This is a genomic window from Mycoplasma collis ATCC 35278, assembly GCF_000701825.1.
GTDB lineage: Bacteria > Bacillota_I > Bacilli_A > Mycoplasmatales > Metamycoplasmataceae > Mesomycoplasma_A > Mesomycoplasma_A collis.
Genome location: NZ_JNJY01000003.1, coordinates 73,315 through 89,433 on the forward strand (window position 1 = coordinate 73,315; position 16,119 = coordinate 89,433).

General features: G+C 23.0%; 9 protein-coding genes and 1 other RNA gene. 2 read left to right on the forward strand and 8 right to left on the reverse strand.

Going from position 1 to position 16,119, the window contains the following annotated elements; genetic code table 4:
* Positions 1–199: 199 nt before the first annotated feature.
* The 8 genes from rpoC to T403_RS0101455 all read right to left on the reverse strand — a co-directional run bounded on the left by rpoC (position 200) and on the right by T403_RS0101455 (position 13,423).
* On the reverse strand, positions 200–4,456 hold the full coding sequence (gene rpoC / locus T403_RS0101420) for a DNA-directed RNA polymerase subunit beta' (protein WP_033161035.1): 4,257 nt from the start codon (positions 4,454–4,456) through the stop codon (positions 200–202).
* 11 nt (positions 4,457–4,467) lie between these two features.
* Positions 4,468–8,082: a DNA-directed RNA polymerase subunit beta gene (rpoB, locus tag T403_RS0101425; RefSeq protein WP_033161036.1), complete on the reverse strand. Its 3,615-nt coding sequence runs from the start codon at positions 8,080–8,082 to the stop codon at positions 4,468–4,470.
* A gap of 111 nt (positions 8,083–8,193) precedes the next feature.
* Positions 8,194–8,451, reverse strand: coding sequence for a 50S ribosomal protein L27 (gene rpmA, locus T403_RS0101430; RefSeq protein WP_033161037.1), 258 nt, complete (start codon positions 8,449–8,451; stop codon positions 8,194–8,196).
* A gap of 23 nt (positions 8,452–8,474) precedes the next feature.
* Complete coding sequence (rplU, locus tag T403_RS0101435) at positions 8,475–8,774, reverse strand: 50S ribosomal protein L21 (RefSeq protein ID WP_033161038.1); 300 nt, start codon at positions 8,772–8,774, stop codon at positions 8,475–8,477.
* 129 nt (positions 8,775–8,903) lie between these two features.
* On the reverse strand, positions 8,904–10,433 hold the full coding sequence (locus T403_RS0101440) for an alpha-amylase family glycosyl hydrolase (protein WP_033161039.1): 1,530 nt from the start codon (positions 10,431–10,433) through the stop codon (positions 8,904–8,906).
* 40 nt (positions 10,434–10,473) lie between these two features.
* Positions 10,474–11,412 (reverse strand): DNA polymerase III subunit delta, encoded by a 939-nt coding sequence (gene holA / locus T403_RS0101445; protein WP_033161040.1) that lies wholly within the window; start codon positions 11,410–11,412, stop codon positions 10,474–10,476.
* A gap of 20 nt (positions 11,413–11,432) precedes the next feature.
* On the reverse strand, positions 11,433–12,770 hold the full coding sequence (locus T403_RS0101450) for an MAG0480 family ComEC-like protein (protein ID WP_033161041.1): 1,338 nt from the start codon (positions 12,768–12,770) through the stop codon (positions 11,433–11,435).
* Positions 12,701–13,423, reverse strand: coding sequence for a hypothetical protein (locus T403_RS0101455; RefSeq protein ID WP_033161042.1), 723 nt, complete (start codon positions 13,421–13,423; stop codon positions 12,701–12,703). Before T403_RS0101455 ends, T403_RS0101450 begins: the two co-directional genes overlap by 70 nt.
* Before the next feature lie 97 nt (positions 13,424–13,520).
* On the opposite strand from T403_RS0101455, the gene rnpB reads away from it, so the two are divergent.
* Both rnpB and T403_RS0101460 read left to right on the forward strand, forming a co-directional pair.
* Positions 13,521–13,811, forward strand: an RNA gene (gene rnpB, locus T403_RS04345) — RNase P RNA component class B.
* Positions 13,812–13,899: 88 nt separating this feature from the next.
* Positions 13,900–15,804 (forward strand): M13 family metallopeptidase, encoded by a 1,905-nt coding sequence (locus T403_RS0101460; RefSeq protein ID WP_033161043.1) that lies wholly within the window; start codon positions 13,900–13,902, stop codon positions 15,802–15,804.
* Positions 15,805–16,119: the final 315 nt, after the last annotated feature.

Genomic DNA, 16,119 nt, shown 5'->3' on the forward strand with positions numbered 1-16,119 from the left:
ATATAAATTGTATAATAATTTAATATATTAATTATTAATTTTTTTTATTTAAAAAATAATACTAATAATCATTAATAATCATCATTTTTTTTAATGAAAAACTTTTTTATATAAAAAAAAGTGCTATTATTTAAAATTTTATTATTTTTTAAAATTTTAAATAAGCAAGCACTTAAAAATTAAATTTTCATTTTATATATTAAATATGTTTTTTAAAATATCAAGCTGGATCTTTGATATCATATTTTGATTTAGGCTCGTATTTAGAATTAGTTCCAGCTGGAATTTTATGTCCGACAATAATGTTTTCTTTTAATCCTTCTAATTTATCAACTTGTGAAGAGATTGAAGCGTGAACTAAAATTTTTGAAGTTTCTTGATATGATGCAGCTGCTAAAAAGGAATCTGATAATAATGGAGTTTGTTTTGCACCTTTAATTATCATTTCACCAAATGCAGGTTTTTTATTTTGCGCTAATAATTTACCATTAGCTTCTTGATATTCAAAAATATCAACAAATGTTCCAACAAAAAATTGTGAATCTCCTGCATCTTTAATTAAAATTTTAGATAGCATTTGCCTAATGATGATTTCAATATATTTATCACTAATAGAAATCCCTTGCATTCTATATAGTCTTTGAATTTCTTTTAATAAGTAATTTTGTACTTTTCTTGCATCAGTATAATTAAGTAATTCTTTAAGAACAATAGGTCCTTCGGTAATTTTTTGACCTGGAACAATTTTATCACCAATTTTTACTCTTAATTTTTGATTTGGTTGAATGTAAAATGGTTTGATAGATGGAATATTATCATCATTTAAATATTCCATTTTAACTAAAAAACTACCTGTGTTAATTTTTGTGTTTTTATCTACAACTTCTTCAATTGCTTTAATCTCTCCTTTAAATGGTGAAATTAAAGCTGGTTTACCTCAAGGACGATCATAAGCATCGATTAATTCAATCAATCTAGCAAAACCACCTGTAATATCTTCAATTCCAGCTACTCCTCCAGAGTGGAAAGTACGCATTGTTAATTGTGTTCCTGGTTCACCAATTGATTGTGCAGCAATAATTCCTACCGCTTCACCGATTGCAACAATTCTGTTTGTTGCAAGATCTTTACCATAACATTTTTTACATACTCCATTTCGGATATGACAACTTAAAATTGATCTAATATCAACTTCTTCAATCCCTGAATTAATAATTTCATTAGCTATATCAACAGTTATAAATTTATTTTTATCAATAATTAATTTATTAGTAGTAGGATGATAAATTGCTGAATTAGTATATCTTCCTTCAATTCTTTCAAAAAGTGAAACAATTATTGTTTTAGTTTTAGTATCAATAATATCACGAACAATATAACCAAAATCTGATCCACAGTCTTTTTCTTTAACAACGATATTTTGAGCAACATCAACTAATCTTCTAGTTAAATAACCAGATTTAGCAGTATTAAGCGCTGTATCGGTAAGTCCTTTTCTTCCCCCGTGTGTTGATGAATAAAACTCAAAAGAAGTTAAACCTTCAAGGAAAGAACTTTTAACTGGAACTTCAACTGTTGATCTAACCACACGATCATTTTCAGCGTCGGCTTTAAGAGTTTTAACGTTATTAGCCATCAAACCTCTCATCCCTGAAAGTTGTACATAGTTAGAAATATTAGCTCTAGCTCCAGATTTCATCATCATAAATAATGAATTATTATCTAATTTATCAACAACTTTAGTAAGCTCTTTTTGAATATTTTCTTTGATTTTGCTTCATTTATCAATACTTAAAGTATATCTTTCATCATCTGTTAACATTCCTAATTTAAAATAGTTATTTAAATTTTTAATATATAAATCACCTTCGATTATATATTTTTCTTTATCAATTTCAGATTTCATCTCATCTATTGAAATAGATGTTCCTGAAATTGTTGAATATTTAAATCCTAAATCTTTAATTTGGTCAAGAATTTCAGCTACATAATTTGTATATCTAAATCAAATTTTATCAACAAGTTCAATTTTAACTTTAGTATTGAGTGCAAATTCTATCTCGGTATTTTTGTTTTTAAAAAGTTTTCTTTTAATTTTTAAAAATTCTTCTTTTGTTAATTTAGCTAGATTTACAGCATGTTGTGCAGAGATGGGCTCTTCTTTATAATCAATAAGTTTAGAATAATATTCTAGCGATTTATCATATAATTCATTCTCTTCATCGAGAGCTATTTTTTTAATAACGCTAACTATATCTTCGAGGGCAACAACAATATCAAAATTATCATAAATTTGTCTAATTATTTTAGCAATATGTTTTTTTGTTAAAGGTTTATTGTGTTCTAAATTATTAATAAATTCAATAATATTAGCACCTTTAGGAACTGTATATTTATCTAATTTTTCTTGTTGTTTTTCAATTAAATTATCAACATCAGTATCAAAAATAAATGGGAAACTTTGTGGGAGGGCGTTATTGAAAATAAATTTACCTACTGAAGAGATAATTAAATTATTGTGAGTTTTAATTGTTTTTTTAACTTCATTATATGGAAGGGCTACTCTTGCATTTAGCGCAACAAACCCAGCTTCATAAGCTCTTATAAGATCATTGTAAGTACTATAAAAATTACCTTCACCTTTAGCTTGACGATCATCTCTTAACTCTTGTGTTAGATAATAAAGACCTAAAATCATATCTTGAGTTGGATTAACTATAGGCTCACCATCTTTTGGTCCGAGAATATTTCTATTAGCTAACATTAATTCACGTGATTCTCTAATAGCTTCTGCACTAATTGGAACATGGACAGCCATTTGATCACCATCAAAATCGGCGTTAAATCCTGCAGTTACTAATGGATGAAGTTTAATCGCTCTTCCTCTAACTAAAACAGGTTCAAAAGCACGAATTGATAAACGGTGTAATGAAGGTGCTCTATTTAATAATACTAATCTTCCTTCAATAACTTTTTCAACATGTGGTCAAATTTTAGCATCTAATTCTTCGATTGATTTTCTTGCACTTTTAATTGAACTTGAAATATTTTCATCAATTAATCTTTTTATAATAAGTGGTTCGAATAATTTAGCAGCCATTTCCCTTGGAATACCTACTTGATGCATTTTTAAATTTGGACCAACAACAATAACACTACGTCCAGAATAATCAACTCTTTTTCCTAATAAATTTTGTCTAAAACGTCCTTTTTTACCTGTAAGAGCATCAGAGATTGATTTAAGAGGTCTTCCATCTTTAGAAGGTGTAGCTTGTGGTGATTTTCTTTGATTATCAATTAAAGAATCAACTGCTTCTTGGATCATTCTAAGCTCATTTTGAATAATCAAAATAGGTGCATCAGTTTCATATCATTTTTTTAATCTATTATTTCTAATGATAATACGACGATATAATTCATTAATATCAGAAGTTGAGTGTCTTCCTGCATCTAATTGAATAAGAGGTCTTAAATCAGCTGGAATAACCGGAAGATAATTAATAAGCATTGATTTTGGATCTTGTTTAGAATTAATAAATGAATTAATTACTTTTAATCTTTTATATAACTTATCACGTTCTTGGATTTTTGAATTTGTTAATTTTTCTTTTGGTAAGTTTTGAATTTCTTGAACTTCATTTCAAATACTTTCTTTTTCTTTTTGAAGATCTAATTTATCAAGTAAATATTCAATAGCTCTAGCTCCGGTATCAATTTTAGCATCTGAATATTCTTCAATAATTTCATTTAATTCATAAAAATCAATTCCATATTCTTTTCCTACTCTAGAACTTGAATATTCATTTAAATTTCTTAATGCTTCATCTAGTTCTTGATAAGCTTCAGAATTTGGTTGATGTTTTTCTTTAATTTCTTGAAGAGCATGACTATAAATAACACCAGCTTCATTTAAATTAATAATAGAATTTTTAGGTAATGCTTTAATCCCGCCAGATTCTAAGATAATATGACTTTTGTAATAAATAACAGATTCTAAATCAGCTTTTGTAACACCTTTACTTTTATTATCTTCCACTTTTATTCCTAAAAGTTTTGAAATAATTGAATGATCAATTCTAAAATATCAAAAGTGTACAACAGGTGATTCTAATTTAATATGTCCCATTCTTGATCTTCTTGATATTTTAGCTAAGATTGTAGATTTTAATTTTTTACATTGTTCAGAAACTGTACAAATTGTTCCTTCATTAGATTTTTTATATTTTTTTCCACAAATTGAACATTTAAAATCAATAACAGGACCAAAAATTAATTCATCAAACAAACCTTCTCTTTCTGGTTTGAAAGTTTTATAATTAATAGTTTCAGGTTTAGTTACTTCTCCATTTGATCATTCTAAAACATCTTGGCTAGTAGCTAAAGAAAGAGAAATTTTTTCAATTGTATTTTCATCAATTAAAGCATATTTACGAGAAACTTTTTCAATTTTATCCATTTTGTCTCCTCTTAATTATCTTCATCATCAAAGTAATTTTTAATGATAATATCATTGAATTCATCGCTTAAAGCAAGCTCTTCATCAATACCTTCCATTTGTTCAAATTTATATTTTTGACCAAAATCTTTTTTATGAACTTCTAGTTTAATATTTAAACCTCTTAATTCATAAGCAAGAACATTGAATGATTCTGGCATTCCTGGTTTTGGTATTTCACCACCAGAAATTAAAGTGTTATATAACATATTACGTCCTAAAATATTATCTGATTTATATGTTAAAAGCTCTTGTAAAACAGTAGCAGCTCCAAAAGCTTCTAGAGCTCAAGTTTCCATTTCACCAAATCTTTGTCCACCATTTTGAGATTTTCCTCCTAGTGGTTGCTGACTGATTAATGAATATGGCCCTACACTACGAGCATTAATTTTATCATCAACCATATGTTGAAGTTTTAACATATACATAATTCCTACTGAAACTTTGGAGTCAAATTCTTTACCAGTAATTCCATCAAATAATTTAAATCTTCCACTAGTAGGTAAATCAGCTTCTTTTAAAATTGAATCTAAATCTTCATTTTTAATTCCATCAAATACTGGGGAAATAAATTTAACATTTAATTTTTTAGCCGCCATTCCTAAATGAAGCTCTAAAACTTGCCCAATATTCATCCTTGAAGCAACCCCTTGTGGATTAAGCAAGATATCAACAGGTGTTCCATCTTCTAAATATGGCATATCTTCAACAGGTAAAACTAAAGAAATAACTCCTTTGTTTCCGTGACGACCAGCCATTTTATCTCCAACTTTGATTTTTCTTTTTTGAGCAATAAAGACTTTTACTATTTTATCAATTCCATCTTCAAGAACATCACCATTAGCTCTTGAAATAATTTGTACATCAATTACAGTTCCTTCATCACCATGTTTAACTTTTAGTGAAGTATCTTTTTGATTAGTTCCTTTATTTCCAAAAATAGCATTTAATAATTTTTCTTCAGGTGTAGGATTATCTTCTCCTTTAGGACTAATTCTTCCTACAAGTATATCCCCTGTAGTAACTTCAGAACCTACTCTAACAATTCCATTTTCATCAAGGTGTCTTTTTGATCTAATTGATGCATTAGGAATATCATTAGTTAAAGTATCATCTCCAGCTTTTGATGTTCTAAATTGAATTGTTTGTTCTTCAATGTGAATTGAAGTAAAGACATCATCTTTAACTAATTTTTCACTAATGATAATGGCATCCTCAAAATTATAACCATTTCATGTTGTAAAGGCTACTAAAACATTTTTACCTAAAGCTAATTCTCCATCTTTAGTAGAAGGACCATCACAAATTAAATCACCTTTTTCAATGTAATCATCAACTTTAACTGTAGGAATTTGGTTGATAGTTGTTCCCTGGTTTGATTTTTGGAAATTTCTAAGATGATAAATATCTATTGCTAAATCTTCATCATCAGGTTTAATTTTTATAGTTTTTGCATCAACATATATAACTTTTCCAGAATTATTTGCTCTAATATTTGTTGCAGCAAATTTAGCGATATCATGTTCAACACCAGTTGCAATTAAAGGAGCTTGTGATTCTAATAATGGAACTGCTTGTCTTTGCATGTTAGCCCCCATTAAAACCCTGTTAGAATCATCATTTTCCAAAAAGGGAATTGCGCTTGAAGCGATGGAAGTCATTTGTTTTGATGCAACAGCAATATAATCGACTTCATTTGCTTTAACAATTAAATATTGATAATCTTTTCTAACAGTAACAAATTCATCAATAATTTTATTATTATCATCGATTGTTAATGATGATTGTGCGAATGTATAACCATATTCATCAACTGCAGTAAGTCACTTTATTTCATCATAATTAACATAACCATTAACTACTGGAAAATAAGGTGTTTGAATAAAACCAAAATCATCAGTTTTAGAATATGTAGCTAAATTTAAAATCAATCCAATGTTTTGTCCTTCAGGTGTTTCAATTGGACAAATTCTTCCATAATAAGTAGAGTGAACGTCACGCACTTCAAATTGCGCAGTTTCTCTATTTAATCCTCCAGGCCCTAAAGAGGTTATTCTTCTTTTATTAGCTAATTCTGATAAAGGATTTACTTGATCCATAAATTGTGATAATTTAGAAGTATTAAAAAATGTTTTAAATTGATTATAAATTGGTTTGTTATTTGTAATATTTTTTGGTGTTATTTTTTCACTTTCTTTAGATGATAATTTTTCCTTAGTATTTTTTTCTAATTTTAATAAACCAAGTAAAAATTGTTTTTGTAATAATTCACCCACACCAACAATTCTTTTATTTACTAATGAATCAAGATCATCATCTTTTCCTAAGTTAGAAATTAAATTGAAATAGTATGAAACAATAGCCACAATATCAGAAAGCACTAAATGCATTTCATTAGAATTTGGATCGTTAGAAATAACTAAAACTGGTTTATGATTTTGTTCTAAAGATTTTTTATTTGGCCAAACTTTAACCATAATAATTTTGTTTTTATTAATTAATTCTGGTTTAAATTCTAATTGTTTACCATAAACTTTATTTACATCAATGTCAGGAATTTCAACTAATTCAATCATTCCTTTTTCAAATTGTTTTTGAATTTCTCTAGCTAAATTAGAGTTAATAAAAGTTCCTTTTTTATATAAAACTTCACCATTAGTATTAACTAAATCTTCTGCTAGATATGTTTCAAGAATCCTTTCAATTAAATTAAGTTTTTTATTTAATTTATATCTTCCTGTTTTTGATAAATTATATCTTCTTTCATTAAATAATGTGTTAGGTAAGAAGTTTCAAATAGCATCTTCAGTTAATCTATCACCTTTTCTAATTATTCTATAAATATTTTCTAATTTATTTTTTTGTTCTTCGGTTTCAATTATTTTTTCTTTTTTAAGTGATTCTAATAAAACATTTGATTCACCAAATAATTCTTTAATAGTTTCTCTTTTAAATCCTAAAGCTAGTAAAAAAGTTATTAAAGGAATATTTTTGTGTTTATCAATTCTGAATTTAATAGTATCGATTGAATTACCTGTAACTCTATGGAAAATTTCTAATCATGAACCTACATCTGGTAAAAGCTCAACTTTGTTAAATAAATCATCCGCTTGCTTATTACGAACATTTTTTCCAAAATAAGCTCCAGGAGATCTAATTAGTTGGGAAACAACAACTTTTTCTGAACCATTTATAATAAAAGTTCCACCTTTAGACATTAAAGGGATTTCTCCATAAAGAACTTCTCTTTCATCAATTTCCCCTGTTTCTACAGTGTGTTTTCTTAAAAGTGCTATAATTTTACCAACATATGAAGTCCCTTTTTGTTTAGCTTCTTGAATTGCTTCGAATTCATCATCAGGTCTTTGAATTCTTACGCTTCCTTTAATAAACTCTATTTCTATTTTTCCATTTGAAGAAATAATAGGATAAATTTTTGATAAAGCTTCTTCGATTCCGGTTTGTAAAAATCAATCAAAGGATTTCCTTTGAGTTTCTAAATAATCAGGTGTTTTTAAAGTAAATTTAGTTTTTGAATAATCACGTCTTTCGGTTTTGGAACCAAATTTTCTGATTTTATAATTCATATTAACCTCATTTCATTTTTATATATTTTTAACATAAATTAAAATAAAAACAAAAAAACTAATCTTATTACAATTAATATAACAAGACTAGTTACAGTGTTTTAGAAAAAATTAATTTTCATTTGCATAGACTGAAGCAACTTTTCTATTTCTCTTTTTTTCGAATTTTACAATTCCGTTAATTAAAGAATAAAGAGTATCATCATTTCCTCTACCTACATTCATACCAGGGAAAAATTTTGTTCCTCTTTGTCTTAAAATTATTGCTCCTGCGCTTGCATATTGTCCATCACTTAATTTAACACCTAAACGTCTACCTGCCGAATCTCTACCGTTTCGGGTGGATCCACCTGCTTTGGTTTTTGCCATTTATAATTCCTCTTTTCTAAATTTTAAGCTTTTATTTCAGTAATTTTAACACGTGTATATGGTTGACGATGCCCTAATTTTCTTTTATGTGTTGATTTAGCATTATGACGATATACAATAATTTTTTTAGATTTCCCTTGTTTTTCAACAATTCCTTTTACAACTGCATTTTGTACAAAGGGTGTACCAACTTTGGAACCAACTAATAAAACTTCATCAAAAACAACTTCTCTTCCTTCTTCAACATCTAATTTTTCAATAAATATAGTGTCATCTTTTTTAATTAAAAGTTGTTTTCCACCTGTTTTTATGATTGCGAACATTTTAGCCCTCCTTATAATAAGTCACATCTTTAAGGTACATTTTTAAAATGTTTTAAAACCTTTTAAGAATGGTTACATATAAGTAACGTTTTAAATTATAATAAAAAAAATGATTTTTGCAATAAAATTTTATTTTTTTTCTAAAACTAAAAATTGAAATGGCTTTAATGTTTCAAATTCTTTTATTGATATTGTCCAATTATGGCTATTTAATTTGCAAACATATTTATTGAAATTAAATTTATATTTTTCATTTTTTTGCGACAAGTTAATTAAATATATAAAATCTTTATTTTTAGTTTTTAGATTTATTTTTAAAATTTTCTTATTTAAAAAAATGAAATTAATTTTGCTATTCTTCTTGAATGCATTATGCTTTATTAATTCATTTTTAAAATTTAAAAGTTGTAAATATCAGTTATAAATTGAAAATTTATTTGATAAATTGTATTCCAAATTATTAACTTTATAATTTTTTGGTTTTTTTGGTATATTAAAATTTTTATTATTAAAACCTAATGATGGTGATGAGTTTCACGCGAAAATTGTATTGTTATTTTCATTAGAATGTTTAGCTCATAAGCGAAAAAAACTTGTATCATTTTCTTTTAAAATAATTGCTTTATTATTTCGTAAATATTTTTTTTTATCATTTATAAAATCTTCATAAGTAAAAAATTTATTTTCTTGCCCAATTTCATCACCTTGTAAAATATAAGTATTATTTTTATTTAGTATAGAAATAGCAGCAATCATTTTATTGAATGCTTCAACATTTTTATTAGAAATTTTTAAACGAGAACTTAATTTACCTAATTCATTATTATTAAAAATGAATGTTGTTTTAGTTGGGAAATTAAAAATATATTTAATAATTTTTTTAAATTTTAATTTATTGAATTTTATAATGTTAAAAATGTTTTTATTGTCATTGAATAAATAACTAGTAAAAAAATTTAGAAAATATTTTTCAGTTTCAAAATCTTTAATTACTTTTAAAAATGTTTTATTGTTTTTTTTAAAAAAATTATTATTGAATTCAAAAATAAAATTGATATTCGAATCAATTTTCATTTTATTTATTAAATTATTTAAAAAAAATATAAATTTATTTTTTTCGAAATTTAAACTATTAAATAAAAAATCGACATTTTTTAAAATAATTTTATTTATTCCTATTTTTTTATAAATTTTTAAAATTTTCAAAAAAATAGTTTCAAATTCATTTATATTATCATTTTCATTTTTTTTATTTAAATTTACTTTTTGAATAAATTTGTTATTTAAATTATTTTCATTATTTATTAAAAACAAAATATTCTGTTCATCATTGATTAAATTAAAATTATTTAATCATTCAAAATATTTATAACTAATTTTAAAATCATAAATCATAGCAACTTCTATGTTCTCATCATTAAAAGATTTAATTAAATTAATCAAATCATTAATTGACCCATATTTTTTATTGATTGATGAATTAAAATCTAATTTTTCATAGTTATGCAAAAAACTATCAAAAATTAAATTATTAATTTGCATTTTTTTAAAATAATTTAATTTTAAAAAAACTCCTTTATAATCGCCGCTATTTGACGAATTAGAATCATAAAAATATCAATAATTTAGTTTGTAATAAATATCATTTTTTTCATTCATTAGTTATTATTATATTAAAGATTTATTTAAATTTAAAAAATTAATTAATTATTAAATTTAATAAAAAAAGTTCAAAAGCCATGTTTTCACTTATTTGGCCTGATTTAAAATCTTTTTCAATTTGAAAAATTTTATGAATTAATTTTTGTGTTTTATTTAATGTATATTTATTTAAAAAATCATGAGCTTTTTTTACCCTAAATAAATGAATTGAAAATTTATTGGCAATTTCTTCTAATGAAAAAAAATCACGAAATAATGAAACTGTATTTACAACAAATAAAAATGAATTTATTTGAGAAAGTAATAAACTTTTTGAAATCCCGTTATTAATTTTGTTTTTTGCTTTAATTATTATATTATGAAAATTTAATTTAGAAAAAGCTTCTATAAAAGAAAAATCATCTTCAATATTTAATTCAAAAACTAAATTATTTATAACATTTTCAGTTATTTCTTTATTGTATAATGACAATTTTTTAATCTCGTTAGCAATAAAACTTAAATCTTTCGGTAATTTAGAAAAAAGTATCAAAGAATTGGCTTTGTTTATTTGTATTTTTTTTTTGATAAGTAATTTTTGATAATATTCATAAATTTTTTGATCTGAAATTTTTGAAAGTTCTTTTGAAATACTATTATTAAGTAAAAAACTAATTAAAGTATTTTTTTTATCTAAAATTTCGTTTTTAGTTAAAACATAAATAAAAACAAAAACATTTTTTTGAATATTATTTAATTTTAAATTTTTAATTATTAATTCATTAATTTTTTTGTCACTTTTTTTAAAAAAAATTGAATTTTTAATTAAAAAAATTTTATTATTTGAAAATAAATCAAAATTATCTATTTTTGTTAAAAAATCATCAATTGCTGATTCGGAATTTATTTTTATTACATCATAATTAACATATTTATTTAAAATTTTTTTTAATTCATTTTCAATTAATAATAATTCATCGCCATATAAAAAATACATATACTAAATAATACATTAATTTATTTTATTTTTTTCAAATTTATTAACGGTAAAAATCAAAAAAATAAAATACTTAAAATAAATATAAGTCATTTGGATAGATATATTTGATAAATAATTTGAAACTGTTCATAAAAAATTAAAAGTTTTAATAAATAACCACAAATATAATCGATAAAATCTTTTGCTCAAAATAATAAAAAAAATAATGAATAAAGTAATGAAATTAATGGTGAAAAAATAATTGAGTTAAATACTGATAAAACATTGTAATTGTAAACATTAAAAAAATTTAAAATTAAAAAAGAAGAAATATTTGCAACTGTTGAAATTACAATTAAATTCATAAATTTATTTTTAATTTTTAAATTTGTAATAAAAATAATTACCAAAGATATAAAAAAACTTAAAATAAAAGATATTGAATAAACAATATAAATATTTTGTATTATAAATATAAAACCTGTAAATATTAAAATTTCATAATTTTTATATTTTTTTAAAAAAATTTTTTTATTCACCTCTAGTAAAATTAAAAAAATAAAAGCTCTTAATGCTGAAACTGAAAAATCTAAAATGAGTAAATAAAATAATAAAAATATTGTGCAAAAAATAATGAAAATAAAATATTTTATTTTTAAAAAATTAAAAATTTTTTCAAAGAAAATTTTGATAAAAGCAATATGAAAACCTGAAATAACAAATAAATGATAAATGTTTATTTTTTTCAAAATATTAATTAATTCATTATTTTCTAAATGGTTTTTTCCTAATAATAATAATGGCACAAATTTTAAATAATTATTTTTAGAATTTAAAATAAATTTTTTAATAGTTATCAAAAAATTTTCATGTTCGTTTTTATACAGAAAATTATTTATTTTAACAACTTTATAATAAATATTATTTGAATATAAAAAATCTCTCATAACTTCATCTGAATTAATTTTTTTAATTTGTAAATTTGCACTATATATTAAATTTTCTTTAATATTTTTTGAAAAAATTAAAATTTTTTTATTATCATATTCAAAAATGTAATTGTTTTTAAATAATTTATTTTTTATAAAAATTTTGTCATTTATTTCAAAATTGTCAATCTCATGTTTTTTTAATTCCAAAGTTAAATATATGTAAATAAAAAACAAAATATAAATTAAAATTTTAGTTTTTTCTTTTCAAATTATCAATATTAAGATAAAAAATATATTAAATATAAGTAGAAAAACATTAGGTTTATCAAAAAATAAAATAGTAGATATAATTAAAAAAAGCAAAATTAATCAATTTAAAAGTTTTTTTGAAGCTTTTCAATAGTTTTTGGGCCAACTCCATGTATTGAATTTATATTTTTTCAAGTTATTTCGTTTCCTTTGTTTTTTTCTAAAAAATCAATTATTTTTTTCAATATATTTTTATTTATTTTTAATTCATTCATTTCATCGCTTTTAATTTTTTCTAATAAATCATTAGGAATTGCATAATTATTTGAATTATCATCAATTTCATTTTCTAAATCAAAATCATTTTTTTTAAATTTAAAATTATTTTTATTTTTATTTTTTACATTATTTTTAAGAATAGGATTATCTTTTTTATATTTTTTATTTAAATTATTATTTTCATTATTTTTCTTTTTTTTGATTTTATTTTTTTTATTTTCATCAAAAACATTCTTTTCAGCTTTTATAAAAGGTACAAATATTTTTTTACTTTCAAAAACTTTAGTTTCTAAATTTATATTTGATAAATCTGCATTAGGTAGTATTGATGCTTTAAATAAAATTTCTCTCATAGTAGCTCCTTTTTTAAATAAAAAATTCAAATCATATTTAACTGCACCATCTAACTTTACATCTATAAATTCAATATTATTTTCATTTTTTTTATTTTCAATTTTATTTGTATTAACATCATTATTTTTTATTGAATAGAAAATTACAATTCCTATTAAAAAACCTAAAAAAAGTGTTATACTGAAAATTAATTTAATTTTTTTTCTTTTTTTCACTAATAATAAATAATATTTTTTTTAAAAATAGCTTAAAAATAAAAAAAAATATGAAAAAAATATTTTTTAATTAATAATTTTAATATTATAATGTTTTAGCATTGGTCAATTGCTGTTTATGAAAATGAATAGAGGAAAGTCCGCGCTAGCACTATCTGCGATGATAGTAGTGATCATGCTAAGTCTAATAAACTTAGGCCTAGACGACAAGTGCCACAGAGACGAGCTTATTAATTTAAGGTGAAACGCGGTAAACTCCATGAGCTAGAAACCCAAATTTAGGTAGGGGAACTGAATTTTTGTAAATGAACAAAAATTTAGAGGTTATATAATTAACTTAGATAAATAATTGACACTTTTTAAAAAGTACAGAACGCGGCTTATAAATGCGAAAAAAAGAAAAAATTTACTTTTTTCTTTTTTTTATCTTAAAATTATTTTAATAAGTTAAAAAAATAATAAAAAAAGGTAGAAATATGATTAATAAAATAAAAAATGATTTTTTTGCTGCTATTAATGAAAAATGATTAAAAAAATCTAAAATTCCTAATGATAAATCCTCAATTAGTGCTTTTGTTGAAAATTCATTAAAAATAAAAAAATTAACAAGAAAACTTTTAAAAAAATGAAGTAAAGATGCTTCTACAATTCCAAATTATCCACATCTTCATGAATGTGTAAAATTTTATAATCTTATTTTAAATGAACAAAAAAGAGATGAATTAGGTTGAGAACCTATAAGAGAAACTCTAGATTCTATTAACGAAATAAAATCATTTAGTGAAATAATTGATAATTGAAACTACTTTAACAAAAAATATGTTTATTTACCTTGAAAAATAAGTATTTATGCTGATTTTAAAAATGGGGGTAAAAATATTGCTTGAATTTCTGATCAAGATACAATTTTAGATAGTACAAAAATGTATGAAGATCCTGAAGTTAGAGATAAAAGTTTAAAAGTATGATCAAAAATGGTTCAATCACTTTTAATTGATTATGGAATGGAAAAAAATAAAGCTAACGCTTTAATTAAAAAGGCTTTAAAATTTGATAATTTATATAAAGATTACGTTTTAAGTCCAGAACAATTAGCTAATTTTGTTTCATTTTATAATATAAAAAGCCGTAGTGAATTGAAAAAAATGTCTAAAAAACATAATATTTTAAAAAGTTTAGATCTTACATTTGGTAAAGCTGTAAGTAAAATATCAGTTCAAAATCCTAAAAATTTAGCTAGTATTGATGTAATTTTTAGTGAAAAAAACTTTGAAAATTATAAGGCATTATTTTTTATAAATAATTTACTTTCAAGAGCGAATTTCCTTTCTGAAAAAATCAGAAATTTAGCTTTTAAATATGCAAAATTCGCTTATTCTATTAAAAAAATTGAGAAATTAGAAGATTATGCAGTTAGTTTAACAAGCCAATTTTTTGGAATGCCTTTTGGTTTATTTTATGGAAAAAGATATTTTGGTCAAAAGGCTAAGAAAAATGTAGAAAACATGGTTCAAAGCATAATTACTGAATACCAAATAAAATTAAAAAATAATTCTTGATTAAGTAAAGAGACAATCAATACAGCAATAAAAAAACTTTCAAAATTAAGAGTTATGATTGGCTTCCCTTCAAAAATAGAGCCTTTTTATAAAGAATTTAAAATAGACGATTACAGTGAAGGTGGAAATTTAGTTAATAATATTGAAAAATTAAACAGAATTTACTATGATTATAAATTTTCGCTTTACAACCAAAAAGAAAATGATAAATATTGAAAAATGAAACCAACTGAAATAAATGCTTATTATGATCCAATTAAAAATTTAATGGTATTTCCAGCTGGTATTCTTAGAGCACCATTTTATGATTTAAAAAGAAACTCATCAGCTAATTTTGCAGGAATAGGTTCAATTATTGCGCACGAAATTTCTCATGGTTTTGATAATAATGGGGCTAATTTCGATGAAGATGGTAATTTAAATAATTGATGAACTGAAAAAGATTATGAAGAATTCAAAAATAAAACCAATGCAGTTATTGAGCTTTATGATGGGGCTGAAACTGAATTTGGAAATGTTAATGGAAAATTAACTGTTTCTGAAAATATAGCGGATATTAGCGGATTTAGTTGTTCATTAAACGCTGCTCAGAAAGAAAAAGACTTTGATGCTAAAATATTTTTTGAATCTTGAGCTGAAATTTGAAGATCTAAATATACAGAAAATGCTGCAAAAAGAAGATTAGAAACTGATGTGCACTCACCAGCGAAAATAAGAGTTAATATTGTAGTTGCTAATGAAGAATTATTTTATAAAACATTTAATATAGATAAAAATGATAAAATGTACATCGATCCTAAAAAAAGAATAAAAATTTGATAAAAAAAGCACATTAAATGTGCTTTCCTAAAATAAACATTCAAGCGCAACACTTTTGTGTTTGTGCTTTTATTTTACAATTTTTTATTAAATAAACAAAATATTTATAAAAAAAGCAATAAAAAAACACACCCTTTTACGGCTTTTTTAATAAAAAACATATTTTTATTAAATAAATAAATTATTTTCTTCTTTTATTAATTGATTTTTTGCACTTTCTCAGTTAAATATTTCTCTAGGCATATTATTAATATTGTCTTCTAATTTTTGAATTTCTTTATCATTTAAAGAAGAGAAATCAAATCCTTTTTTATAAAG